Origin of the sequence: Blautia schinkii (assembly GCF_013304825.1) — a bacterium.
Lineage (GTDB): Bacteria > Bacillota > Clostridia > Lachnospirales > Lachnospiraceae > Blautia_A > Blautia_A schinkii_B.
The window spans coordinates 45,811-70,989 of record NZ_JAAWUO010000008.1 but is presented as its reverse complement, the minus strand read 5'-3'; the positions used below and the strand labels follow the sequence as shown (position 1 = coordinate 70,989).

Here is a 25,179-nt window from a genome sequence, read left to right as displayed (position 1 = left end):
AAGGAGGTCATCATCATGACAGTCATTACACAGATTACAATCGCAGTTGCACTTGTACTCAGCATCATTCTTCCATTCGGTTATTATCTTCTCGGCGAAAAAAGCCGTGGCCGCTACAAAACAGCTCTTGGCGTAAACGCATTTTTCTTCTTCGGGATCATGCTTGTTGCCATCGCCGTAACATTCGCAGGCGGAGCTTCTGTACAGGCTGCAACAGGTGCTGACGCAGGCCTTGCAACAGGTATGGGCTACATCGCAGCAGCACTCGTTACCGGACTTTCCTGTATCGGTGGTGGTATTGCCGTTGCCAGTGCGGCAAGCGCAGCACTTGGAGCAATCAGTGAGGATCAGAGCATCCTTGGTAAATCCCTTATCTTCGTAGGTCTTGCCGAAGGTGTTGCTCTTTATGGACTGATCATCTCCTTCATGATCCTGGGTAAACTTTGATATGAAGATGTACCTGATCAGCGACAATATTGATACTCTGACAGGAATGAGACTGGCCGGTGTAGAAGGTGTTGTTGTCCATGAACACGATGAGCTGAAGGAAGCTCTGGAGCGTACTATCGCGGATAAAGAAATCGGTATCATTCTCCTGACCGAGAAATTCGGCCGGGAATTTCCTGAGATCATCGACGATGTAAAACTCCATCACAAAACACCTCTCATCATAGAAATTCCTGACAGACACGGTACCGGCCGCAGGCCTGATTTCATCACTTCATACGTGAATGAGGCCATCGGATTAAAATTATAGGCAGGTGATATTATGACAATCGAAGAAAAACTCACCCACTTCTATGATACCTCCGTGGAAGAAGCCCGCCACCAGGCGGAAAAAGAGGTCCAGGAGCATAAAGAATCACTGGATGCCGCAATGGAGGAACATAAAAAAATGGCTCTGGAAAACGCTGCCAGTTCCCGGAAAGCCGAGATTGCAAACGCCCGGCGTGAGATCAACAAGGCACTTTCAGCCGAACAGCTGAATATCCGCCGTGACTGGACTGCCAGACAGAGGCGTTTAAAAGAGAAACTTTTTTCAGAGGTCAGAGAACAGATCCTGAAATTTATGGAATCCTCCCGTTATGAGGAATATCTTTGCAGCAAGATCGAAGAAGCCGTATGTTTTGCAGAACACGATGAGATCCAGATCTATCTTTCCAGGGAGGATGAACCCCGGCTGAAGTCACTTACGATCAAGACAGGGTTTCCGCTGAAGCTTTCCGGAAATTCCTTTATCGGCGGAATCAAAGCTGTGATCCCGGAGAAAAACATCCTCATCGACAATTCTTTTGAGGAAGGATACAATGCAGCATACAGAGATTTCAAATTCAACGGAGGTCCAGCACATGAGTAAAACAGGTATTATCTACGGTGTCAACGGTCCTGTTATCTACCTCAAGGGCGACACCGGCTTCAAGATCTCCGAGATGGTCTATGTAGGCCCTGAGAAACTTGTAGGAGAGGTCATCGGACTTAAGAAACATATGACGACTGTACAGGTTTTTGAGGAAACTACAGGACTGAAACCCGGAGAAACCGTTACCGGAACAGGAGACGCAATTTCCGTTCTCCTTGGACCGGGAATCATCCACAATATTTTTGATGGTATCCAGAGGCCTCTTGCAGAAATTGCAGAGGCCTCCGGAAAATATATTTCCCGCGGTGTCAGCGTTGATTCCCTTGACACTGAGAAAAAATGGGAAACACACATCACAGTAAAAGAAGGAGACGTGATCGGCGCAGGTACTGTGATTGCAGAGACACAGGAGACCGCCTCCATCCTTCATAAATCCATGGTTCCGCCAAACATCCCGCACGGAACCGTTATCCATGCAGTTCCGGACGGTGCTTACACTGTTCTGGAGCCTATTATCACCATCCGTCTTGATGACGGCACTGAAAAAGAGCTGGCTCTTGCCCAGAAATGGCCGATCCGTGTTCCGAGACCGACCTACAAGCGTTTCCCGGCAAGCGTTCCGCTTCTTACGGGCCAGCGAATCCTTGATACCCTTTTCCCGATTGCCAAGGGCGGCACTGCTGCTGTTCCCGGTGGATTCGGAACAGGAAAAACCATGACACAGCACCAGATCGCCAAGTGGTCTGACGCAGATATCATCATCTATATCGGCTGCGGCGAGCGTGGAAACGAGATGACACAGGTTCTCGAGGACTTCAGCAAACTGATCGACCCAAAATCCGGAAACCTGATGATGGACCGTACCACTCTGATCGCCAACACTTCAAACATGCCGGTTGCAGCCCGTGAGGCTTCTATCTATACAGGTGTCACACTTGCGGAATATTACCGCGATATGGGCTATGACGTAGCCATCATGGCAGACTCCACATCCCGATGGGCTGAGGCTCTCCGTGAGCTTTCCGGACGTCTGGAGGAGATGCCTGCAGAGGAAGGTTTCCCGGCTTACCTGGCTTCCAAGCTTTCCGCATTTTATGAGCGTGCGGGAATGATGCAGAACCTGAACGGAACAGAAGGTTCCGTATCTATTATCGGTGCAGTTTCCCCTCAGGGTGGTGACTTCTCCGAACCGGTTACACAGAATACGAAACGATTTGTCCGCTGCTTCTGGGGACTGGACAAGGCACTTGCCTATGCCCGTCACTTCCCTGCGATCCAGTGGCTTACCAGCTACAGCGAATATCTGGAAGACCTGACTCCATGGTACAGAGAGCATGTTTCCCCGAAATTCGTTTATGACAGAAACCAGATCATGGCTATCCTCAACCAGGAAAGTTCTCTCATGGAGATCGTTAAGCTTATCGGAAGCGATGTTCTTCCGGATGACCAGAAACTGACACTTGAGATTGCCAGAGTGATCCGTCTCGGATTCCTTCAGCAGAACGCTTTTCATCAGGAAGACACCAGTGTTCCTATGGAAAAACAGTTCCTGATGATGGAAACTATCCTTTATCTTTATGAGAAATGCCGTGCTCTTGTAAACCGCGGCATGCCGGTTTCCGTGCTGAAAGAGGATAAAATTTTTGAGCGTATCATTGCTATCAAATACGAGGTTCCAAATAAAGAACTGGAGCGTTTTGATGAGTATCACAAAGATATCGACCGTTTCTACGATAATGTACTGGAAAGAAACGGTTAAAGGAGGGATCAGTTTATGGCAATCGAATATCTTGGCCTGAGTGAAATAAACGGCCCTCTTGTTGTCCTTGAGGGTGTTAAGAACGCATCTTACGAGGAGATCGTGGAATTCCACATGGAGGACGGCACGCAGAAAATCGGCCGTATCGTGGAAATCTACGAGGATAAGGCTGTTATCCAGGTTTTTGAGGGAACAGATAATATGTCCCTCGGCAATACACACACACGTCTTACCGGACATCCAATGGAGATCGGGCTTTCCCCTGAAATCCTAGGACGTACCTTTAACGGTATCGGCCAGCCTATTGACGGTCTTGGCGAGATCACACCGGAAGTCAGCCTGAACATCAACGGTCTTCCGCTGAACCCGGTAACACGTGAATATCCGCGAAACTATATCAACACCGGTATCTCCGCCATTGACGGACTGACCACCCTGATCCGCGGCCAGAAGCTGCCGATCTTTTCCGGTAACGGTCTTCCTCATGACAAGCTGGCTGCACAGATCGTTCAGCAGGCTTCCCTGGGCGGCGATTCTGATGAAAAATTTGCCATTGTTTTTGCAGCAATGGGCGTTAAATATGACGTAGCCGAATTCTTCCGCAGGACTTTCGAAGAAAGCGGTGCTTCCGATCACGTTGTTATGTTTTTGAACCTTGCAAATGACCCGGTTGTTGAGCGTCTTCTTACACCGAAGATCGCACTGACTGCCGCTGAGTATCTTGCTTTTGAAAAAGGCATGCACATCCTGGTTATCCTCACAGATATCACTTCTTTCTGCGAGGCCATGCGAGAAGTTTCCTCCTCCAAAGGTGAGATTCCTTCCCGAAAAGGTTATCCCGGATATCTGTACAGTGAGCTTGCTACTCTTTATGAGCGTGCAGGAATTGTCCGCGGCGGCACAGGCTCTGTAACCCAGATCCCGATCCTGACCATGCCTAATGACGATATCACGCATCCGATTCCTGACCTTACAGGATACATCACAGAGGGGCAGATCGTACTGGACCGCCAGCTTCACGGCCAGGCTATTTATCCGCCGATCAATGTTCTGCCGTCCCTCTCCCGTCTGATGAAAGATGGTATCGGTGAAGGCTTCACACGTGCTGATCATCAGGACGTTGCCAACCAGCTCTTTTCCTGCTACGCAAAGGTAGGCGACGCAAGAGCCCTGGCTTCCGTTATCGGTGAAGATGAGCTTTCTCCGCTGGATAAACAGTATCTTGTATTTGGTAAAGCATTCGAGGCTGAGTTCGTAGGACAGTCTGAGACTGAGAACCGAAGCATCATTGAGACTCTGGATAAGGGCTGGGAGCTTCTTGGACTTCTTCCAAGAGAAGAGCTCGACCGTATCGATACCAAAGTTCTGGATCAGTATTACAGAGAAACCGTCCGTTAGTGAGGTGATTTTATGGATCCGAATACCTTTCCCACCAAGGGAAATCTCATACTTGCAAAAAATTCTCTGGCTCTTTCCAGACAGGGCTATGAGCTTATGGACAAAAAGCGTAATATCCTGATCCGTGAAATGATGGAGCTTATTGACCAGGCAAAGGATATCCAGACTCAGATCGATGAAACCTTCCGCACTGCCTATGCAGCCCTGCAGAAAGCTAACATGGAGATCGGTATCGCTTTTGTAGACCAGATTTCCCATACCGTTCCTGTAGAAAATTCCATCCGGATCAAGACACGAAGCGTTATGGGTACTGAGATTCCTCTTGTGGAATATGACAAGCAGAGCAGCAATACGCCGACCTACGCCTACTACAGCACCAAGCTGTCCCTGGACGAGGCCAAGGCAGCTTTCGAGCGTGTGAAAGAACTGTCCATTCAGCTTTCCATGATTGAAAACGCAGCTATCCGTCTTGCCACCAATATCAAAAAAACCCAGAAGCGTGCCAACGCTCTGAAGAATATCACCATCCCAAGATATGAAACTCTCACCAGAGATATCACTAATGCCCTGGAGGAAAAAGAGCGAGAAGAGTTTACACGTCTGAAGGTGATCAAACGAATGAAACAAAACAGTTAAAAAAATCCTCCGCAGATCTTTCCGGTTCTGCGGAGGATTTTTGATGTTATCCACACTTATCCACACCTGAAAATAACTTTTCAACACATTGAGTGTCCGTTGTATCCGGTCACTGTCCTTTTTTTACGCACATTTCCATACTTCTGGTTTCTGGTTGGATAAATACAGTGGTTTCATTAGAATTTTGTTATTATTTTCAGATTATTTTCTTTTATTTCTTTGAATTACATCTTTTTCCCGAAATATTTTTTGATATTTAGAATTTAAAAATGTCAATAGTTTTACAGATTTTTTTCACAGTTTTTGCAGTTTTATCATTTTTACACAAAACATATGTTTAATTTATTTTATGTAAATCAGGTCTTCCACATTGTTATCCTTGTGGATAATGTGGATAATTTTGTGTATAACTTGATTATTAGCCTATTTGCGGATTTTCCCCATGTGGAAAACTTTTTGGATAATTTTTCACTTATCCACCATGGTTCGACCGGTTTTGTGCATATTGCCAGAAGGGTTTTTTTCACCTGGCACCCAGACAAATCTGGATAAGAAACTACAAATCCTCGTTATTCATATATTATTCCACAAAAGTTCCAACCGCAGCCGGTGCACGGTAATTGTAGTCGGATACTTTGATTCCTGTAGCTGCTGTGCTGGCGTGGACGATCTTGCCATCGCCGATATAGAGAGCTACGTGGTCGATTCCGCCGTCTCCGTAGAATACCAGGTCACCAACTTCGATATCTTCTACAGATTTCTTCTGGGATGCTGCACACTGGGCTGCTGCCACACGGGGAAGCTCATAACCAAACTGTGCAAACACAGACATCACGAACCCGGAACAGTCTGCACCATTTGTCAGGCTTGTGCCGCCGTAGACATACGGATTTCCTACAAACTGCAGTGCAAAATCCGCAATTTCCTGACGCTTGGCTACGCGGGCTTCTTCAGCCTTACGTGCTGCCTCTTCAGCTGCCTTACGCTCTTCTTCCGCTTTACGGGCAGCTTCCGCTGCTGCTTCTGCTTCCAGTCTCTTCTGTGCGATCTCCTCAGCCTCTGCTTTCGCTTCCTGATATTCTGCCACATCAGAAACAGTCTTGTCTGCCAGAGCGTTTGCAAGAGCGGAGATGGAATCCGTCCCGTCTGAGAAGTCTTCCTCAATGGAAAGTTCCTCCACCTCGCCATCTGTCACAGCACTTACATCTGTATCTGCAAAAACTGTACACGGAACAGATCCGGCGATCACAACACTCATGACAACAGCAGCAATTTTTTTATAAAACATAAAAACTCCTCTCAGAAAATTTATCTATCGTTGCTTTTATTTATTACAATTATGTTAAATTTTGTTACGTAAGTGTGTATACTACCATATAAGACACTATATGTCAAACCTTTTCACGAAAACTTCACATCATTTGCAGACTTGATCCAATAAAAAAAGAGCATCTCTACAACCATAACAGCTGTAGAAAATGCTCTCTATATAACAAAGCATATAGTCAAACGGATAGCATCATCTAACCAATCAGATATAACTCATAAATCCCTTACCAATAACCTCACTGCTCTTCGTTACCATCAGAAATGCCTGCGGATCTACCTCATCAATAAACCTCTGCAGCAACACTGCCTGCTTTACGTCAACTACCGTCAGGATAATCTTTTTATCCTTATGGGTATAAACACCCTCTCCATGATAGATTGTAGCACTTCTGTTCAGATCCTTCATGATGAAATCGGAGATTTCCTCCGGTTTGTTGGAAATGATAGTGAAATATTTGTTCAGCTTCATCCTCTCAATAGACTTATCGATCAGCAACGTCTTGGCCATAAGACCCAGCACAGAGCAGAGGCCTGTGGTAATATCAAATACCATAAAGGAAACAACAACGATGAAACAGTCTACAAGAAACAGTGCACCCGAAATATTCATCGTAGAATACTTTTTAATGATCATCGCAACAATATCCGTACCGCCGCCTGAGGCATTCTCAAAAAACAGGATCGCAGCAGCCAGTGCCGGAAGGATGATCGCGAAGCACAGCTCCAGCATAATGTTCCCTGTGAGTGCTTTTTCCATAGGAAAAACCTTCTCGAATACATTCAGGAGCAGCGAAGATACAACTGTAACATAAGCTGTCTTTATGCCAAAATCTTTTCCCAGGATCATAAACCCGATCACCAGCAAAATAAGATTGATCACCAGGTTGATCTGCGCAGATGTCATCGGAATAAAATGCGAGAATACGACTGCCATACCCGAAACTCCTCCGAAAGAAAAGTTGTTCGGGAATTTGAATACATAGATTCCCACATCCATCAGAATAACTGCAAATGTGATAACTATATATTCCATCACCCTCTTAGGTACTAAATTTTTCATATAAAAAATTCCCTCCTGATTCCCTCAAAAAATTTTCACCGGAAACTACCGATCAAAACCGGCACTCCCCTCATCTTCTCTGTTAATCATACCTTATATCACCGAAAATGAAAATAAAAAAAGACAGAGAAAATATATTTCCCTGTCCCGTATATCAGCGATCACGATCACCCACAGCTTACAGCCCGAAAAACCTCTCAAGAAATTCCGCCACACCATCATGATCATTATCTCCGGTCACCTCATTAGCGGCATCCTTTACATACTGTTTGGAATTACCCATAGCGACTCCGATGCCTGCGCCTTCCAGCATTTCCAGATCATTTTCATTATCACCAAAAGCGATCACATGCATCCGGTCAATGCCAAGCTTTGTGCGCAGCATGGCAAGACCAACTCCTTTGTCCACCCCTGCTGCGTTGAACTCTGCGTTACCGCTGATGGAAGTAGTGACAGCCACATCATCCAGATCCTTCCATTTTTCACGGAGAGCTCTGCTATCTTCGAGGTTTTCAAAATAGATGTTTATCTTTTCTGCCTGATCCAGAAGCTCCGTCTGCCTGTAAAAATCCTTTACAAATTCATGTCTGCTGAGGAAATAATCTACGAAGGTTTTTTCCAGAAAATCTTTATCTGCTACTGAGGCCACATAATCTCTGGCATCTGCATCGGAATATGCAACTCCGTTGGCATAAGCTTCCGCGATCCAGCCTTTTACTCCGCTGTCCTCCACATCCTTCAGGATTCCCCGTACCATTCCTTTGGACATTGTTTTGCGCCAGATCATCTCATTTTTATCGTAGTCCCAGACAACACAGCCATTTTCCACAATTCCCCATTTCACTCCACGGAGCACGGAAAACTCCTGGGGGATCAGCTCCCTTGTTCTTCCGGTTGCCGGTACCACATAATGTCCGTCATCGATCAGACGCTGCAAAACATTTCTGTTTCTCCCGGAAATCTTATTCTCGCTGTTCAGAAGTGTTCCGTCCATATCTACTGCAATGATGTATTTTTCCATAATTTCCTCCTGTTTGTCCGTCTGTGTTCCTATGAGCAAAAAGCGCATCTGCACTGCGCCCGGATAGCCTTCGGCAGTACAGATACGCACAAAAACTCATACCTGCAGTCTGTAAAGCGGATATTTTTTCCGCTTTGCTGCGTAAATAACAGTTCAGGAATTCAGCGGATTCTCATCATAAATGCCTCGTACGGTCTCAAGTTTTCTTTGATTCCTGTTCTGTCTTTGTAGTTTGCAATTTTAATATCCTCTTTATCGGATACATATTCTGTAAGGTCTTCTGTACTTACTGTATCCTCAGAAAGATTTGCCACAACGATCCACTGCTCTTTCTCTGAAGTTCTCAGGTAGGCAAATACCTTCTCATCTTCCGGAAGAAGAAGCTGATAATCGCCTTCTGTGAGAAGTTCCTCTTCATGACGCAGACGGATCAGATCCTTATAATAATAAAACACGGAGTCATTTTTTTCCAGAGCTTTTTTTACATTGATCTCATGATAGCGGTCGGAAATACGGAACCACGGTTTTCCGGTTGTGAATCCCGCGTTCTCGCTGTCATCCCACTGCATTGGTACTCTGGCATTGTCACGGCTCTTGTTCCATACAGCCTTGCGGAAATCGTCCTCGGTGATGGTTTTGTTCTTAATTACAAGATCCTGATATGCGTTGCGCACCTCAATATCCTCATACTCGTTCAGAGGGAAGTGTACGTTTGTCATACCGATCTCCTCGCCCTGATATATATACGGTGTTCCCTGCATGCCGTGAAGGACTGTTGCATAAGCTTTTGCACACTCCTCGCGATAAGTGGTATCATTTCCCCATCTGGAAATCACACGCGGCTGATCATGGTTCTCAAAGTACAGAGCATTCCATCCTTTATTATAAAGCTTGTTCTGCCACTCAGTCATAACCCGTTTCAGCTCACGGAGATCAAAAGGCTTCAGTGCCCATTTACGGTTTACAGATCCCGGGATACGGTCGATATTCATATGCTCAAATGTGAAGATCATATTCAGCTCCTCACGTTCCGGATCTGTAAAAAGTCTTGCAACCTCCGGTGTGGAGCCCGGCGCCTCACCTACTGTCATACAGTCATATTTTGAAAGCACTTCCCGGTTCATCTCGTGGATAAACTCATGAAGTCTTGGTCCGTTGCTGTGATATTTTCCTGTGTAATATTTACGGTCATCTGTCTTCGGATAATCCGGGAAGGACTGATCCTTGGAGATAGAAGCAATAACATCCATACGCCATCCATCTGCTCCTTTATCCATCCAGAATTTCATCAGATCATAAATCTCCTGGCGGACTTTTTCATTCTCCCAGTTAAGATCCGGCTGTTTTTTGCTGTAAAAATGAAGATAATACTGACCACGCTCCTCGTCATATTCCCAGGCGCTTCCGCAGAAGCTGGAACCCCAGTTGTTCGGTTCACTGCCGTCTGCTTTCGGATCTTTCCAGATGTAATAATCACTGTAGTCGTTGTCTTTGGATTTCCGGCTTTCCACAAACCAGGCATGCTCATCAGATGTATGGTTTACTACAAGATCCAGAACGATTTTGATGCCATGCTCGTGAGCTTTTCTGATCAGCTCATCCATGTCCTCATTGCTTCCGAAGCCTGCATAAATTTTCCGGTAATCACTGATATCGTAACCATTGTCGTCCTGTGGGGAGTCAAATACAGGACTGAGCCAGAGCACATCGATCCCAAGGTTCTGAAGGTAGGGGAGTTTTTCAATAATACCCTTAAGATCGCCGAAGCCGTCTCCATTGGAGTCCTTGAAGCTTCTTGGATAAATCTGATATACAACGGAATTCTTCCACCAATCTTTCATGTTCTGTGTCTCCTTTATTCAAAATATCTTATTTCAGGCTTTTTTATAGGCGGACCAACTGGGGTCCGCCTTTTCATAATTCTGGTCTTTATTCCTTCTCCTTAAGGTTTATGCAATTCCGAAAAGAGAGAGAAGGATACTCAGGATAATGACACCTATGATCAGAACTGTGATGCTGATGTTTTTCTTTTTCAGCAGATAGTAGCACAGAAGAGTCAGTCCAAGAGGAACGATGCCGACAAAGATCTGATCCAGCATACTCTGGAGGTTCAGAACAGACTCACCCTTCATGGTGAGTTCATAAGTGGATTTAAAGGTTACCATGCTGGCAGTCATACCACCAACCATGATAAGACCTACAATGCTGGCAGCCTTTGTCAGAATGTTCATAAGACCGCTTGCATAAACCTTCTGGATGTATTCGGAACCAAGCTTGTAACCCAGGAATGTACCGTAATATTTCACAAGAATAGACGGAATGTTAAAAAGAAGCAGGAACACGATAGGTGCCAGAACATTTCCGGATGCTCCAAGTCCTACTGCGATTCCTGCCGCAATTACACGAAGAACACCCCAGAAAATGGAATCACCGATACCGGCCAGAGGTCCCATCAGGGAAGATTTCACCGCATTGATGGAGCTTGCGTCAAAATCCTTCTGCTCGCTGTTTTTCTTCTCCATGGATGCCACAAGACCCATGATGAATGTAGAACAGGTGATGGTTGTATTGAAGTAAGACATACTTCTTGTGAGAGCCGCTTTTTTGCCTTCCTCATCATTTTTGTAAAATTTGTCGATAAATGGCATCAGGGAATAACAGAAGCCGGATGCTCCCTGTTTTGCCGGGCTTACTGCTGCATACAGAGTGAAGGAACGCCAGAAAGCTTTTCTCAGCATTTTTCTTTCATCTGCAGGAATAGATTTTGTTAAATTACTCATGAGAAAAATTCCTCCTCTTCTTCATCAAGATATTCTTCAGAGTCTCCAGCCGGTGAAACAGCTACTCTCTGTGCAGAAAGCTGATTAAGCTTATAATCGTTCATTCCAACAGAGATGGCAATAATTACTCCGATCACTGCAAGAGCGATAAGCGGAAGGTTTAAGTATGCTGCCAGGACAAATCCCAGGAAATAGAACATGCAGATTTTGTTGTCCCAGAGCATTTTCATCAGCATCGCCATACCTACTGCCGGAAGAAGTCCTCCGCAGACTGTCAGACCGTTCATAACAACATCCGGGATGGCATCCAGAAGTGCACTGACTGCATCAGATCCAAAGAGGATCCCGAAGAATGCGAACAGTGAATATAATACCCAGTTCACAGCCCAGAGTCCGTAATGGAGAGCGATGATCTGTTTCTCCTTGCCCTCTGCTGCCAGACGGTCGAAGGTTTTTGCAAACATACCTACAATGAAAATATAGAGAACTGTCTTAATCTGAAGACCAAGGATACCGATCGGAAGTGCCAGTGTCAGAGCAACCTCAGATCCTTTGCCAAGCATGATAGCAAAAGCGGTTCCTACTGCTGTGGCGATTCCGGGTTCTGCCGCGGAGGCACCGCCAATGTTTACAACTCCCATGAATACGGCTTCCAGTGAAGCTCCGATGATAACTCCTGTGTGAAGATCTCCAAGGAACAGACCTACCAGAGGTCCGATGACGATCGGACGGTTCAGCATGGTAAATCCGATCAGCTCTGCACCGCCGACACAGATGAATACGGCAAGTGCTACAAGAAATGCGTTTAACATTTTTCCTTCCTCCCTTTTTTGTTACGTTTTATTCATTCTGTGGACATTCACATTCCACAGTTTATATATGTCAGTTTAATTTATCCAGCACATCCTTCACAAGCTTCTGCTCGTCATTCGGTACCTGCTGCATACATGCCTTCGGATCAATAGCTACCAGCTCTTTCAGTGCCTGCTGCTCTGCGTCTGTCAGCATGATAGTTGGTGTAAGGACAAGCTTCTCGGAAACATCGATTCCATCAAAACGTCCCGTATTTCCTACGTTAAGAAATCCTATCTCGCCAACATTCTTTCTTATTTTCAGGGCATCTTTTACAGTTCTTGTAAGAACCAGGATACGCATTTGGGATGCCTTCGGATTGTTTAAGATACGAATGGCTTCGTCCACCGGTTTGATCAGAGATTTAATCCCTCCCGGTACTGCCATTTTCAGTGCCATCTTCTGGGTGTTATCGTTGGCAGCCTCATCGTTGGCAACTACGATTCCCTGTACTGCCAGCTGCTTGGTCCAGGTCATGGCAACCTGACCGTGAATCAGACGGTCATCTACACGAAGTGCTGTGATCTTCGCTGTGGAATTATCGTAGGACTGTGGATCTGGTGCTTTCTTTGCGCTCTCCTGTACGGCGTTTTCTGCAGTCGGTGCATTATTTTCTGCAATGCTGTCTTTAGATGCAGCTTTCTTTCCGCCGCCAAGGTTTACCACCTGAAGCTCTTCTCTGGCATCATCGATAAATTCCTGGATCTCTTCCTCTGTCACATCATCGTCAGCCATCATTATCTGCATCAGAACAGGAAGGTTGGTTCCTGTGATAAGTGTAACGTTCTCCTTCTGACTATATCCCAGAAGCTTCTGATTAACGCTTCCGCCCATCAGATCTGTGAAAACGAAAATTCTGTCATTTTCGTGCTGTGCGAAATATTCCTCAAACTTTTTCTCCACATTATCTTCCGGTGTTACATAAGCATCGATAGTTGTGATCTCAGCCATTTTTCCCACGATCAGCTCTGCTGTATAACGGATACCGGAGGCCATCTTTCCATGTGTGGCGATCAGAATCTGTTTCATCTGGTATTCACTCCTTCTATACTGTTTCCCTGTTAGTTATGTACATAACCTTTGTGCTCACACTATAGCATTAAAGGCTGCATATGTAAATAGGTTATGTACATAACCATTCATTGTGACAAGTTTAAAATTATGGTTTTGTGCAGAATTTACATAAATATATGCTGCAAAAAAGCCGAAATACTCTGGCTGCCATATGTTGACAGTTCCGTATATTTCGGCTTTTAACATCGTTATATCCCAGATTTTCCGTATTGAAAATCCCTTCCTGCTGTATTCTGCATCTCTGCAGTAACACTTTATTTTCTATTTTTTCTCATCCTGACGCTGCACTGACTTTCTTGAAATCAGTGTAACCGGAAGCCTGATCTCATTTTCCCGCTCTTTATCCTCACCATTGATTCTCTCCATCAGAATTTCTACAGCGAGAGATGCTTTCTGCTCCACATTCTGACTGACTGTAGTAAGTCGTGGCACAGAAAACTCTGCATAACTGATGTTATCATATCCTGCAATTCCAATCTCCTCCGGAATCTTCACACCTCTGCTGCTGAAAAAACTGATCGCTTCCAGAGCATAGAGATCTGAAAGGAAGAACAATGCAGTCTTCGGTTTTTTTCGCTGAATCAGCCATGCGTAGCTTTCTTTTCGCTTTGCGTAATTCATACCCAGTGCAGTAAACTGTACCTTCTGCTTCTTTCCTGCGAATTCCCTTGCTGCTCTCTGCGCTCCCATATAACGGAGATGGTCAACACCATTATCACGTCCTGCACAGACCTGGATATGTTCATAGCCGCATTCCAAAAGATATTTTGTCATAAGGTATCCGCCGCTCTCATCATCCAGTCCGATATTCAGGACATGACTCTCCTGACCGGCATCCAGTTCTCCGTAAGCATCAATGGAAACAATCGGCTTGTTGATCAGCTGATAGATTTTTTCACAATTGCTTTTGCTGAAGGAAATAGCAATGACTCCGTCCACATCCCAGCCCATAACCATCTGGAAGATCCTGTCCGTATCTTTTGCTGAATAAAGCATCAGATAGTAACCCAGCTCCTGCACATATTTTTCAATAAAACCGATAATTTTTCCATAAAAAGGATCTCCGATGATGGAATCCCTGAAGTCTTTATGATAGTTGATCACAACTGCAATCAACTGGGATTTCTCCTTATTCAGTACTCTCAGTCCCATTTTCTGTACATATCCCATTTCACGGATAAGATTCTCGATTTTCTGAATGTTGGCAGGAGATACTTTTTTGGTTTTTCCATGTATGACGTTGGAGACAGTCGTTGTACTTACGCCTGCTCTCTGCGCGATTTCTTTAATGGTTGCCATTGTCTTTCCTCCAGAGATATTTCTGTGCGGAAGCCACTGCATTGGCTCCGTCTGAAACAGCAGTTACCACCTGTCTGAGTGCCTTGGTACGGATATCCCCCGCTGCAAAAACGCCTGCTGCACTGGTAATTCCTTCCTCCCCTGCACAGATATACCCGTTCTCATCAAGCTCCAGCTGAGCTTCCAAAAGTGTCGTATTCGGAACAATTCCCACTGCAATAAAAACGCCGTCTGTATCCAGTTCGCGTTCTTCCCCTGTTTTTACATTTTGGATCTTAATGCCTGTCACTTCATCCTGCCCCAGGATTTCCAGAGGAATACTTTCCCATACCATTTCAATATTTTCACAGTCAAAAACCTTCTCCTGGATGGCCTTGTCTGCACGAAGTTCGTCCCGGCGGTGAACAAGATACACTTTTTTGCAAAGTCCGGAAAGAAATACCGCATCCTCTGCTGCCGCATTTCCGCCTCCAACTACCACGGCTGTTCTGTCTTTATAAAAAGCTCCGTCACAGGTTGCACAATAGGAAACTCCAAGTCCTCCCAGGTCATCTTCTCCCGGAATGTCCAGTTTCCGGTGCTCTGCGCCAAATGCAAGGATAATGGTTCTGGCCTGATATTCGTTCTTTTTTGTGTGTATCGTCTTGATATCTCCTGAAATATTTTCCAGGGAAAGGATCTTCTCACGCTTCGGCTCCAGTCCTAGTTTACGGGCATGTTCCCCAAAGGCCTCGCCCAGATCCATCCCTGAGATTCCCGGCATTCCGGGGTAATTATCTACTTCATAAGTAGCCGTGATCTGACCGCCTGGTGCAAAGTTTTTATCGATCCATATTGTATTTAATCTGGCACGGGACGCATAGATCGCCGCTGTGATCCCTGCAGGACCCCCGCCCAGAATTGCAAGATCATAGATATCGCTCATACTTTTTCTCCATTTATAATACATAATTTCCGTTCACATAATATCATAGATTCCGTATTTTTCCAATATGATAGTACAAAGCCAAATGCAGGAAGGACTTTCTATGCCTTTTAAGATCCTGAAGAAAAAATCTTCTTTTTTTATTGCCTGCGGTCTTATTTTTACTTTTATTATCGGCATAGCTGCCGGATATTTTTCTGCTCATGGAATTACAGAAAACGGAAAATTCGAGGCTTTTACCCAGGAGGTTTTCCGAAACGAAGTTTCCGGCAGTTCTCTTACTCTTCATTATTCCCTGGCTCATCCGGAAAAGCAGGGAATCCGGCGAAAAACAGCTTCTCTTGGCACGGTTCCCACAGATATGCAAAACACCTACAAGGTCTGTCAGCAGTACGAGGATAAGCTGAAAGCATTCCGCTACAGTCATCTTTCCACGGAAAATCAGATGACTCTCGATTCCATGCTTCTCTATTATCACACAGAAAAATCTCTTGGCGATAATTACCTTCTCCAGGAGCCTCTTGGACCAAGCCTGGGAATCCAGGCACAGCTACCGGTTCTTCTGGCTGAATATGCTTTTTATGAGGATCGGGATATCTCTGATTACCTGAATCTTCTGACCACCATACGTCCGTATTTTCAAAGTATTATAAAATTCGAGCAGAAGAAATCTCAGGCCGGTTTCTTTATGAGTGATGCCACGCTGGACCGGATTCTTGCACAGTGCAGTGCTTTTATCCGGAATCCGGATGAAAATTATATGCTGGATATTTTCCGCACAAAAATTTCAGACTACGGAAAACTTTCCGGTTCAGAACAGCAGACTCTGATTCTTACTCATCAGAATCTTATGAAAACGGAAGTGATTCCTGCCTATCAGGAGCTTATGACAGGTCTGGAAGCTCTGCGGGGCACTGGAAAAAATCCTCGCGGCCTGGCGTATTTTAAAGGTGGTAAAGCGTACTATCTTTATCTTCTGCAAAGCCAGACCGGTACTTATGTTCCTGTGAAAGAGATCGAAAAACGGCTTTCCAGGCAGCTTTCCAGTGAAATTGGTATTGTTGGAAATATGCTTCGCCAGAATCCGGAACTTCTTACTACACTTAATAAAGGAATTTCTTTTACAGAAATAAGACCAGCTCAGATGCTTTCTTCCCTGCAGAAAAAAATCAGCTCAGATTTTCCTCCACTGGAGGATGTTTCTTTTGAACTTAAAACTGTGCATGACTCCATGAAAGATTATCTGAGTCCTGCTTTTTATCTCACACCGCCTATGGATACGGGTACTCCTAATGTGATCTACATAAATCCGTCCGCAAATTATCAGGGTCTGGAGCTTTTTACCACTCTGGCTCATGAAGGATTCCCGGGTCATCTTTATCAGACAGTTAGTTTTGAACGCCAGAATCCGTCTGGAATCCGAAATCTTCTGGATACTTCCGGGTTTGCGGAAGGGTGGGCTACTTATGTGGAGCCCTTTGCCTATGAATATGCAGCTGATTATATCCTGGATTCTTCTGCCTCTGATCTTGCACGTCTTTCATGGCTGAACCGCAGTATTAACCTATGTATGTACTCTCTTCTGGATATTGAGATCCATTATAATGGATGGAATCAGGCTGAAGCTGCCAGTTTTCTGAAAGCCTTTGGCATTGAGGATAGCACGGTTATCTCGGAAATTTACCAGTACATTCTGGAGACTCCTGGAAATTATTTGAAATATTACTGGGGATATTTAAGTCTTCTGGATCTGCGCACAACCGAACAAAAACGACTTGGACAGGATTTCGATATGAAAGACTTTCACCGCAGAGTGCTGAAGATCGGAGGGATGCAGTTTCCGGTGCTGGAGAAGTATATTGATATGATTGAGTAAATAAAAATCCCTGTCTGAAAATACTCCTTACATTTTGTGTAGTAAATATTTTCAGACAGAGATAAACATCACAGCCCTGCAAAAAACAATTCATAAAAATCATCTTCACCTTCAAGCATCGGTGAATTCTCCCCGCCGCCATTTGTACTTCGTTTCATAGCTGCATAGAATTCTTCGCCTGCTGCAATAAGATCCATCTCATAAACCGGAACGCCCAGCTCCCGGCACTTTTTGCAGAAAGCTGCCAGAGGTTCTTTCTCCTCACGTGTTGCCAGCAGTTCTTCACGAAGTGCCGGATCTTTTCTGGCTTTTTCTTTCAGATTATCAAGCATTTCTACTACTTCCATCAGGCATTCTCTCCTTTCAGACTCTTCCTGAACAGTTCATCCAGTTCAGGGATTTCCCTCTTCAGTGATACCAGTTTTCCGTCTTTTGTAAAGCAATGCTTCGAGGAGGCTACCGTACAGCTCTCATTTCTCGTTGCATTATAAAATTCATACTCCAGCTCCAGAACTGCACCATTGTACTTTTTCACAGAAACTGTGATCTCCACTTCATCATCAAACAGAACCGGCTTCTTATAAGAAACTGAAACTCCGGCTACAGGAGAAACGATTCCCCGTTTCTCAACCTCACCATAGCCAAATCCCATCTCTCCCATAAACGCAATCCGGGCTTCCTCCATCCATTTAATATAATTGGAATGATGGATGATTCCCATCTGATCCGTTTCATGATACTGTGCTTTACGTTTATAAACACTCATTTTTATACTCCTCTTTAAAACAAAAAGTCTCAACACAAACCAACATCTCTCCCCTCTTCCCACCCCCTGAAAAATCTGCTATAATAAATTTTACAGCAAAAAATCGATATTTTAAAGAAAGTCAAGGTAAATCATAAATGAAATTTCCACCGAACTTCAACAATCCCTTTAAAAGGGAAAATCTTCCGGAGCGGCTTCAGAATTTCCGGGAGGCGCGTGAAAACAGGAAAGCTGTTAAGCGAAATTTTAAAGAAAACATTCCGCTGAACTTCCGTGAGCGCAGCAATGCCCGGACAAGTCTTCTGGCTTCTGTTGCTGTCCTGGCCATTCTGGTCATTTTGTTTAACCAGCTGGATTACCGTCTGATCCGAAAACCAGCTATAGATGCCCAGAAAAAGGCTGTCACAGCAAAAGAAAAACAGGAGACAGAAGCTGCTACCGGCGATGTAACAACAGCATCTGTCATTGCAGTTGGCGATAATCTTTATCACCAGAGTCTTATTGATGCAGGCGTTTCCGAAGACGGAACCTGGAATTATGACAAAATCTATACCCACATCACAGATGCCATCAAAGATGCCGACATCAGGATGATCGATCAGGAAACTGTATTTACAACCGATCACGACAATGTAAGCTCCTACCCGTCTTTTGCAACACCAACGGAAGTAGGCGATGCCATCATAAAGGCCGGATTTAACGTAGTCGAATCTGCCAACAATCATATTGATGACTTCGGTGAAGGATTTCTCACAGACACTCTGAATTTCTGGAAAACAAATTATCCGGATGTCACGCTTATTGGAATCCATGATTCCCAGGAGGATGCCGATACTGTCAAGATCCGCGAAGTAAACGGCATCAAGATCGCATTTTTGGATTACACCTACGGTACAAACGTAGGCGGTATCGAAGGAAAAGACTACATGATCGATATGATCCGCAAGGATAAGATCACCACCATGATCCAGAAAGCCAAACAGCAGGCAGACTGCATTATCTTCGTTGCACACTGGGGCACGGAAGATGAAACCATGCCAAATGAATATGAGAAACAGTGGGCTGCATACCTTATGGAACAGGGAGTAAACGTCATCATTGGCGGTCACCCTCATGTACTCCAGCCATACGGCCGCCTTACCGATGATAAAGGAAATGAGACTGTTGTCTTTTATTCCCTTGGAAACTTTGTATCTACACAGCAGAAGCTGGAAGAGCTTCTTGGCGGAATGGCAAAATTCACCATCCAGAAAACTGCGAAGGACGGCAAGACCTCTGTTAAGATCCTTACACCAACAGTAGAGCCTCTGGTAATGCACTATAACAGTGATTCCGGTGAATTCGGTCCTTACATGCTTTCTGATTACACAGAAGAACTTGCTTCCCAGAACGGTGTACAGAAATACATTGGTGATGGTGTATTCACACTGGATAACCTGAAAAAGAAATTCAATGAGATCATGTCCATGAACGTAACTCCATCCACAGGAACCAATCTTCTTGACGTAACCATTAATACAGATCTGAACATGATCGACTCATCAGGAAACGTGGTAGAAGATACTGCTTCCATCACTGCTGAACAATATTACGCAGACAAAGGCATTGACATCACTTCCGAATCCTTCAATACTGCAGACAATAGTTCTGGCAGTGCAGAAGGCTCCTCCGATGACAGTTCTGACGATGGTTCTGATGACGGATCATATGATGACAGTTCTTACGACGACGGTTCTTACGATGACAGCTATTATGATGATAGCGAAGAATAATCCTTTACCAGGTAAAAAACTAATCAATTCTTAATAAAAACGCCGGGAACCGGAGAAATCTGAATTTACTGCTTTCAGTTTTCTCTGTTCCCGGTATTTTATTATCATATTCAGCTCTGTTGATCCTATCGGCAAATTAACTCCATACTGAACACTGACGCACACGCAGTTCCCCTTTACAGGGTTTCACTGTATTGTCAGAAAGCATTTGTCAGCCAATAATTTATCAATATGTAAATACGCCAATTCCATACGGCTCCAGCGGATATGCAAAGGAGAATTCGCGGTTGTCGCAGTTTTTCTTCTCAGCCTTGAATGCCTTGCCTTTCTCCAGAAGTCCCTGCTCATTAAGGACCAGTTTGTACTGTTTTTTCTTCGGTACCCCTACACGGTAATCCGGGCGTGCCACCGGTGTGAAGTTACATACGACCAGAATATTATTGCGGCCTGTCGGAGATTTACGGATAAAGCTGAAAATGCTTCTGTCACCGTCATTGGCATTAATCCACTCAAATGCTGACGGATCATTATCTGATCCGTAAAGTGCCGGATACTTCTTATACAGATGGAGAAGATCACTGACATACTGCTGCAGCTTCTGATGATTCTCCTCTCCAAGAAGATACCAGTCAAGCTCTCTCGCTTCACTCCACTCGCGCAGCTGACCGAAATCCTGTCCCATAAAAAGAAGCTTCTTACCGGGGTGGCCAAACATGAATGTATAACCTGCTTTCAGGTTCTTGAATTTATCATCCAGTTCTCCCGGCATTTTCTCAAGCATAGAGCACTTCAGATGTACAACCTCATCGTGGGAAAGAACAAGAACATACTTCTCACTGTAGGCATATGTCATAGAAAAAGTCATTTTATTGTGGTTAAATTTACGGAAATACGGATCCAGCTTCATATATTCCAGGAAGTCGTTCATCCATCCCATATTCCATTTCAGGGAAAATCCAAGTCCGTCATCCTCAGCCTTGCCTGTTACCATTGGCCATGCTGTGGACTCCTCTGCGATCATCACAGTTCCATGGTTTCTTCCAAGCACAACTGTATTCAGGTGTTTAAAGAATTCAATAGCTTCAAGATTCTTGTTGCCGCCGAATTTATTGGCAACCCATTCTCCATCCTTCTTACCATAATCAAGATAAAGCATAGAAGCAACTGCATCCACACGAAGACCGTCAACATGGCACTCCTCCACCCAGTAAAGGGCATTGGCGATCAGGAAGTTCTTGACCTCAGGACGACCATAATTATAAATCTTGGTTCCCCAGTCCGGATGCTCACCCTGTCTCGGATCTGCATGTTCATATACAGCTGTACCGTCAAAATTGACAAGTCCATGGGCATCTTTCGGAAAATGGGCAGGTACCCAATCAAGAATAACGCCTATCTTCTGACGGTGAAGATAATCAACAAGATATTTGAAATCCTGCGGAGTTCCATAACGGGATGTCGGTGCATAATAGCCGGTTACCTGATATCCCCAGGAACCGTCAAAAGGATGTTCGGCAATACCCATAAGCTCAACATGTGTATACCCCATCTTCTTAACATATTGGGCAAGCTTCGGTGCCAGCTCTTTGTAGGAATAGAATCCGTCCTCATCCTGCTCTGACTGCGGATGTTTCATCCAGGAACCCGGATGTACCTCATAAATGGACATGGCACTTGTATCCGGATCAAAATTCTCACGGTTCTTCATCCAGGTAACATCTTTCCATTTATAGTTGGTAATATCTGTGATCCGGGATGCAGTTCCTGGACGCAGCTCAGCTTCATTGGCATACGGGTCTGCCTTGTAAAGCTCTTCACCATGAGCTCCCGTAATGTAAAATTTATACAGTTGTCCGATCTTGGCTCCAGGTATAAATGTCTCATAAACACCAATCGTTCCAACTTTCTTCATAGGATTCTTCTCATTATTCCATCCGTTGAATTCACCTATAACAGAAACCGCCTGCGCATTCGGCGCCCACACTGCGAAATAAACTCCTTTTTTCCGGTTCTGCGTATCCGGATGAGCCCCCAGTTTTCTGTAAATATCATAATGCGTGCCTTGACCAAAAAGATACTGGTCAAGCTCCGTAAACTGCAATTTCTTTCCCATTTTCAGGTACCTCCCTTTATAGTTCTGCCACCGTTCATTCCCCAATTATTAGTGGAGTTTTTTATTCTATAATTATACCAATCCCTATATTTTCAGTCAAGGAAAAACCCCCTCCATCCGATATGTGTCTATTATCCGACAGTGTCGGATAAAGTCAAAAAAGAGACCTGGATGACACGCATTTTGTCACCCGGATCTCTTTGGTTAATCTCACATATTATTTAGTATTCTTCACTTCCGTCATCATAGGAACCGTCTTCGGAACCATCAGAATAATCACTGCCATCACTGCTTCCATCGGAATATCCGTCAGATCCGTCGCCGCTTCCGTCAGAACTGCTGTCGGAAGATCCGTCAGATCCATCACTCACATCTGCTCCATCTGCCGCACTGCTGTCCTCAGAAGAATCACTGCCATCAGAGGAGGCATCGGAATTTCCGGCATATCCTGCAACACGACCGGCCTGAAGGGAGCTGTCCCAGAAATCAGAATAGGAAGCACTCTGTAAAGTAACATCCTTAGCCTCTGCAAGCTCACTGACTGTCACGAGTTTATATCCTTCATTGATCAACTCAGGGATCAGTTTCTCTGTGGCACATTTCACAGATGGCTCATGAATATCATGCATCAGGATAATGGAACCGTCTCCCAGTCCGCTGTCATTCATGATTTCATTATAGTCTGCATCTGCGTCCATCAGCTTCCAGTCAAGAGAATCTGTAGACCACATAAAGAACGGCTTGTCTACTGCTGTCATCTGCTCCTCTGTGATGGCACCATATGGTGCACGGCAGACAGTTGCAGCCTGTCCGCAGGCTTTCACAAGAGCATCATCTGTCTTCTGGAACTCCTGTAAAACAGAATCCAGATCCATGTTCGGAAGTGTCTGGGAAGGATGATCCCAGGTATGGTTTCCGATCTCGCATCCAAGCTTAAGCATTCTCTGTACTGTGGATTCACGACCTTCCACATTCTGTCCCAGCATAAAGAAAGTAACATGAATATTATATTTCTCAACAGTATCAAGAAGAGTCTCTGTGTACTCTCCCGGGCCATCATCAAAGGTCAGTGCGATCATCGGACGCTTTTTGGAAGGATCATAGGAACCATCCTCATTGAAATAGTAATCCTTCACACCTTTCTCAACCCAGCCTGTCTGCATGTATCCATTCTCATCAAAACTGTATGTAGTTCCGTCAATCTCTGCAAAGCCATTGATATAATATGTACCATCCGGATTCTGATACCATTTACCGTTGGAACCCTCATGCCAGCCTGGTGTCATAACAGAAAGCCTGTCTCCTGCTGCTGTACCTTTTACCGGCATTACTGTAGCATCTGTACTGCTGTTGTCCGATGATGATTCAGATGAATCAGCTGTATCTGCCGATGCAGTGTCATCCCCGGTGCTGTTATCTGATGAAGCTCCCGAAGCATTCGCCTGTACATTCACTGTCTCCGCCTCTTTATTACTTCCACCGCCTATGCGATTCGCAATTGGAAGAATTACGCCTCTGACAACAAAAATAAGCAGAAGAACTGCTGCAATCACACACGTCACACGTTTCATCATCCTGCGTCGTCTCAACTGCTGCTGTTTTCTGCGCATTCGTTCACGTAAAACTCTTTTGTCCATTTTTACATCCCCGTTTATATCCCTATAACTTTCTTTAATTTCTGCCTTTAATCATACCTCATTTGCCACTTAAATACAATGCCAATTCCCGAAAGAATCTCTTAATTTTCTATTCTGTCTTTTCCGTGCAAAAGGCGGTTCCCGAAAAGACTTCCAGGAACCGCACATCAGGTTCTGTTATTATTCTGCCGGTACCATATCAGCAGCTTCCGCTGTTTCCAGCTCCTCATCTACTTCACCTTCTGCACTGCTTCCGTCTGTAGAAGGATCATCTCCGTTCTCACCTTCTGTATCACCGGCTGTGACCTTCTCCTCAACAGTTGCATTATCCAGGATAAAATCTTCCACTCTCAGAAGCCCGATGGATTCATCTACAGCTGCCTGACCATATTTATCCACCAGTGCCGCCAGATCCTTAACACCATAAGCCTGGATCAGTTCATCCTGAACAGCAAGCGACTTCTCATCTTCAAGTGTCATATTCTCAGCATCCATGATTCCCTGTACGATCAGATTCTGTTTCACCTTGTACTCTGCATACTGGCTGCCCTGCTCCTCAAAATCATCCATGGAGATTCCCTGGGCTTTCACAAAATCTTCCAGTGTCATATCGCCCTGTTTTGCATAATTCTCATAAAGTGTCCTGAACTCTGTTTTTGCTGTGTCCAGATCATCCTGAGGATATTCCTTCACTTCAGATGCTGAGAGCACAGTGTTCCATGCTGTCTCACGCAGCGTATTCTGTGCGCTTGTCTTTGCTTCACTCTCAAGAGTTTTCCGGATTTCTTTTTTATAGTCCTCTGCAGTCTTACAGTCTGTGTTCTTGGCAGCCCACTCATCAGTAAGCTCCGGTGCCCTTTTAAAGCTCTGTAAAGTTACCTTAAATGTAACTTCCTGTCCTGCAAGATCTTCAGACGGATACTCATCCGGAAATGTAAGGTCAAGATCTTTTGTCTGGCCCTTCTTCATGCCAATGATCCCGTCCTCAAAACCGTCAATGAATGTTCCGGATCCGATAGTCAGCTCATAATTATTCGCTGTACCGCCGTCAAATGCCACTCCATCCTTGGTTCCTACATAGTTGATGGTGACAACATCTCCATCCTGAACGCTGCCTTCTGTTACTTCTTCTGCCTTGTTCTGAAGTTCTTCTTCTACTCTTCCGTCAACAGCATCGTCTGTCACAGCTTCCACAGTATTATCAAGGGAAAGCCCTTTATACTGTCCAATAGTAACGTACTTGCTGACATCGTCTGCAGAAACAAGTCTTGTATCTCCGGAAACTGCAGCTTTATCTGATGAATCTACACTGTCAGAGGCCTCTGATCCTGAATCTTCCTTATCGGTATTTGTTGTATCCTGTGCTTCTGCAGCAGATTTTGTATTCTCTTTTTTATCGGTTGTTGTGCCGCAGGCTGTAAATGCCAGTGCTGTACACAATGCCAGAACAACAAGATATGCTTTTTTCTTCATATCCTACTCCCTTCATCAAAATCATTTCGAAAAAATCACGTATGGTAAA

The 25,179-nt window shown here is 44.8% G+C and carries 22 protein-coding genes; 8 read left to right on the top strand and 14 right to left on the bottom strand.

The genetic code is table 11. From position 1 onward, the window contains the following. The first annotated feature begins 15 nt into the window (after window positions 1–15). From HFM85_RS07675 to HFM85_RS07650, 6 genes are read left to right on the top strand one after another with little or no spacing between them, the layout of a single operon-like run. Complete coding sequence (locus HFM85_RS07675) at window positions 16–447, top strand: ATP synthase subunit C (protein ID WP_015525392.1); 432 nt, start codon at window positions 16–18, stop codon at window positions 445–447. Window position 448: 1 nt separating this feature from the next. Continuing rightward, entirely contained in the window at window positions 449–757 is a 309-nt protein-coding gene (locus HFM85_RS07670; RefSeq protein WP_119239433.1) for a V-type ATP synthase subunit F, read from the top strand. 12 nt (window positions 758–769) lie between these two features. Next, window positions 770–1,357 (top strand): V-type ATP synthase subunit E, encoded by a 588-nt coding sequence (locus HFM85_RS07665; RefSeq protein ID WP_173737692.1) that lies wholly within the window; start codon window positions 770–772, stop codon window positions 1,355–1,357. Further along, on the top strand, window positions 1,350–3,119 hold the full coding sequence (locus HFM85_RS07660) for a V-type ATP synthase subunit A (protein ID WP_173737691.1): 1,770 nt from the start codon (window positions 1,350–1,352) through the stop codon (window positions 3,117–3,119). The genes HFM85_RS07665 and HFM85_RS07660 overlap by 8 nt, the downstream gene beginning before the upstream one ends. 15 nt (window positions 3,120–3,134) lie before the next feature. Then, complete coding sequence (locus tag HFM85_RS07655) at window positions 3,135–4,517, top strand: V-type ATP synthase subunit B (protein ID WP_119239431.1); 1,383 nt, start codon at window positions 3,135–3,137, stop codon at window positions 4,515–4,517. A gap of 12 nt (window positions 4,518–4,529) precedes the next feature. Then, on the top strand, window positions 4,530–5,153 hold the full coding sequence (locus HFM85_RS07650) for a V-type ATP synthase subunit D (protein ID WP_173737690.1): 624 nt from the start codon (window positions 4,530–4,532) through the stop codon (window positions 5,151–5,153). Between the two features lie 580 nt (window positions 5,154–5,733). Here the strand turns inward: HFM85_RS07650 and HFM85_RS07645 are convergent. From HFM85_RS07645 to trxB, 9 genes are all read right to left on the bottom strand, one after another. After that, window positions 5,734–6,441, bottom strand: a complete 708-nt coding sequence (locus tag HFM85_RS07645; RefSeq protein WP_173737689.1) for a C40 family peptidase — start codon at window positions 6,439–6,441, stop codon at window positions 5,734–5,736. 243 nt (window positions 6,442–6,684) lie between these two features. Then, the gene (locus tag HFM85_RS07640; protein WP_173737688.1) at window positions 6,685–7,542 is read right to left on the bottom strand and encodes a YitT family protein; all 858 of its coding nucleotides are present in this window, start codon (window positions 7,540–7,542) and stop codon (window positions 6,685–6,687) included. A gap of 178 nt (window positions 7,543–7,720) precedes the next feature. Continuing rightward, the gene (locus HFM85_RS07635; RefSeq protein WP_173737687.1) at window positions 7,721–8,563 is read right to left on the bottom strand and encodes a Cof-type HAD-IIB family hydrolase; all 843 of its coding nucleotides are present in this window, start codon (window positions 8,561–8,563) and stop codon (window positions 7,721–7,723) included. Window positions 8,564–8,724: 161 nt separating this feature from the next. After that, complete coding sequence (locus HFM85_RS07630; protein WP_173737686.1) at window positions 8,725–10,404, bottom strand: glycoside hydrolase family 13 protein; 1,680 nt, start codon at window positions 10,402–10,404, stop codon at window positions 8,725–8,727. A gap of 108 nt (window positions 10,405–10,512) precedes the next feature. Next, on the bottom strand, window positions 10,513–11,343 hold the full coding sequence (locus tag HFM85_RS07625) for a PTS system mannose/fructose/sorbose family transporter subunit IID (RefSeq protein WP_173737685.1): 831 nt from the start codon (window positions 11,341–11,343) through the stop codon (window positions 10,513–10,515). Next, window positions 11,340–12,155, bottom strand: coding sequence for a PTS mannose/fructose/sorbose/N-acetylgalactosamine transporter subunit IIC (locus HFM85_RS07620; RefSeq protein ID WP_173737684.1), 816 nt, complete (start codon window positions 12,153–12,155; stop codon window positions 11,340–11,342). Before HFM85_RS07620 ends, HFM85_RS07625 begins: the two co-directional genes overlap by 4 nt. A 70-nt stretch (window positions 12,156–12,225) precedes the next feature. Beyond that, entirely contained in the window at window positions 12,226–13,224 is a 999-nt protein-coding gene (locus tag HFM85_RS07615) for a PTS mannose/fructose/sorbose transporter subunit IIAB (RefSeq protein ID WP_173737683.1), read from the bottom strand. Window positions 13,225–13,530: 306 nt separating this feature from the next. Beyond that, window positions 13,531–14,568: a LacI family DNA-binding transcriptional regulator gene (locus HFM85_RS07610; protein WP_173737682.1), complete on the bottom strand. Its 1,038-nt coding sequence runs from the start codon at window positions 14,566–14,568 to the stop codon at window positions 13,531–13,533. Further along, a complete protein-coding gene (gene trxB, locus HFM85_RS07605; RefSeq protein WP_173737681.1) occupies window positions 14,555–15,493 on the bottom strand; it encodes a thioredoxin-disulfide reductase in 939 nt (312 codons plus the stop codon). The genes HFM85_RS07610 and trxB overlap by 14 nt, the downstream gene beginning before the upstream one ends. Window positions 15,494–15,596: 103 nt before the next feature. Between trxB and HFM85_RS07600 the strand changes: the two genes are divergently transcribed. Continuing rightward, a complete protein-coding gene (locus HFM85_RS07600) occupies window positions 15,597–17,369 on the top strand; it encodes a DUF885 domain-containing protein (protein WP_243873835.1) in 1,773 nt (590 codons plus the stop codon). A 68-nt stretch (window positions 17,370–17,437) separates the two neighbouring features. On the opposite strand, the gene HFM85_RS07595 is transcribed toward HFM85_RS07600, so the two are convergent. Both HFM85_RS07595 and HFM85_RS07590 read right to left on the bottom strand, forming a co-directional pair. Further along, window positions 17,438–17,716 (bottom strand): hypothetical protein, encoded by a 279-nt coding sequence (locus HFM85_RS07595; RefSeq protein WP_173737680.1) that lies wholly within the window; start codon window positions 17,714–17,716, stop codon window positions 17,438–17,440. Continuing rightward, the gene (locus HFM85_RS07590; protein WP_173737679.1) at window positions 17,716–18,135 is read right to left on the bottom strand and encodes an acyl-CoA thioesterase; all 420 of its coding nucleotides are present in this window, start codon (window positions 18,133–18,135) and stop codon (window positions 17,716–17,718) included. The genes HFM85_RS07595 and HFM85_RS07590 overlap by 1 nt, the downstream gene beginning before the upstream one ends. Window positions 18,136–18,272: 137 nt before the next feature. Between HFM85_RS07590 and HFM85_RS07585 the strand changes: the two genes are divergently transcribed. Further along, window positions 18,273–19,907, top strand: a complete 1,635-nt coding sequence (locus tag HFM85_RS07585; protein ID WP_243873834.1) for a CapA family protein — start codon at window positions 18,273–18,275, stop codon at window positions 19,905–19,907. Window positions 19,908–20,133: 226 nt separating this feature from the next. Here the strand turns inward: HFM85_RS07585 and glgB are convergent, their stop codons facing one another. The 3 genes from glgB to tig all read right to left on the bottom strand — a co-directional run bounded on the left by glgB (window position 20,134) and on the right by tig (window position 25,130). Beyond that, window positions 20,134–22,020, bottom strand: coding sequence for a 1,4-alpha-glucan branching protein GlgB (gene glgB / locus HFM85_RS07580; protein ID WP_173737678.1), 1,887 nt, complete (start codon window positions 22,018–22,020; stop codon window positions 20,134–20,136). 221 nt (window positions 22,021–22,241) lie between these two features. Continuing rightward, the gene (locus HFM85_RS07575; RefSeq protein ID WP_173737677.1) at window positions 22,242–23,657 is read right to left on the bottom strand and encodes a polysaccharide deacetylase family protein; all 1,416 of its coding nucleotides are present in this window, start codon (window positions 23,655–23,657) and stop codon (window positions 22,242–22,244) included. 180 nt (window positions 23,658–23,837) lie between these two features. Continuing rightward, window positions 23,838–25,130 (bottom strand): trigger factor, encoded by a 1,293-nt coding sequence (gene tig / locus HFM85_RS07570; protein WP_173737676.1) that lies wholly within the window; start codon window positions 25,128–25,130, stop codon window positions 23,838–23,840. Window positions 25,131–25,179 lie beyond the last annotated feature (49 nt).

Coding starts and splice junctions, on each gene's coding strand:
- HFM85_RS07675 (WP_015525392.1), top strand. CDS start 16: ATGACAGTCATTACACAGATTACAATCGCAGTTGCACTTGTACTCAGC.
- HFM85_RS07670 (WP_119239433.1), top strand. CDS start 449: ATGAAGATGTACCTGATCAGCGACAATATTGATACTCTGACAGGAATG.
- HFM85_RS07665 (WP_173737692.1), top strand. CDS start 770: ATGACAATCGAAGAAAAACTCACCCACTTCTATGATACCTCCGTGGAA.
- HFM85_RS07660 (WP_173737691.1), top strand. CDS start 1,350: ATGAGTAAAACAGGTATTATCTACGGTGTCAACGGTCCTGTTATCTAC.
- HFM85_RS07655 (WP_119239431.1), top strand. CDS start 3,135: ATGGCAATCGAATATCTTGGCCTGAGTGAAATAAACGGCCCTCTTGTT.
- HFM85_RS07650 (WP_173737690.1), top strand. CDS start 4,530: ATGGATCCGAATACCTTTCCCACCAAGGGAAATCTCATACTTGCAAAA.
- HFM85_RS07645 (WP_173737689.1), bottom strand. CDS start 6,441: ATGTTTTATAAAAAAATTGCTGCTGTTGTCATGAGTGTTGTGATCGCC.
- HFM85_RS07640 (WP_173737688.1), bottom strand. CDS start 7,542: ATGAAAAATTTAGTACCTAAGAGGGTGATGGAATATATAGTTATCACA.
- HFM85_RS07635 (WP_173737687.1), bottom strand. CDS start 8,563: ATGGAAAAATACATCATTGCAGTAGATATGGACGGAACACTTCTGAAC.
- HFM85_RS07630 (WP_173737686.1), bottom strand. CDS start 10,404: ATGAAAGATTGGTGGAAGAATTCCGTTGTATATCAGATTTATCCAAGA.
- HFM85_RS07625 (WP_173737685.1), bottom strand. CDS start 11,343: ATGAGTAATTTAACAAAATCTATTCCTGCAGATGAAAGAAAAATGCTG.
- HFM85_RS07620 (WP_173737684.1), bottom strand. CDS start 12,155: ATGTTAAACGCATTTCTTGTAGCACTTGCCGTATTCATCTGTGTCGGC.
- HFM85_RS07615 (WP_173737683.1), bottom strand. CDS start 13,224: ATGAAACAGATTCTGATCGCCACACATGGAAAGATGGCCTCCGGTATC.
- HFM85_RS07610 (WP_173737682.1), bottom strand. CDS start 14,568: ATGGCAACCATTAAAGAAATCGCGCAGAGAGCAGGCGTAAGTACAACG.
- trxB (WP_173737681.1), bottom strand. CDS start 15,493: ATGAGCGATATCTATGATCTTGCAATTCTGGGCGGGGGTCCTGCAGGG.
- HFM85_RS07600 (WP_243873835.1), top strand. CDS start 15,597: ATGCCTTTTAAGATCCTGAAGAAAAAATCTTCTTTTTTTATTGCCTGC.
- HFM85_RS07595 (WP_173737680.1), bottom strand. CDS start 17,716: ATGGAAGTAGTAGAAATGCTTGATAATCTGAAAGAAAAAGCCAGAAAA.
- HFM85_RS07590 (WP_173737679.1), bottom strand. CDS start 18,135: ATGAGTGTTTATAAACGTAAAGCACAGTATCATGAAACGGATCAGATG.
- HFM85_RS07585 (WP_243873834.1), top strand. CDS start 18,273: ATGAAATTTCCACCGAACTTCAACAATCCCTTTAAAAGGGAAAATCTT.
- glgB (WP_173737678.1), bottom strand. CDS start 22,020: ATGGGAAAGAAATTGCAGTTTACGGAGCTTGACCAGTATCTTTTTGGT.
- HFM85_RS07575 (WP_173737677.1), bottom strand. CDS start 23,657: ATGGACAAAAGAGTTTTACGTGAACGAATGCGCAGAAAACAGCAGCAG.
- tig (WP_173737676.1), bottom strand. CDS start 25,130: ATGAAGAAAAAAGCATATCTTGTTGTTCTGGCATTGTGTACAGCACTG.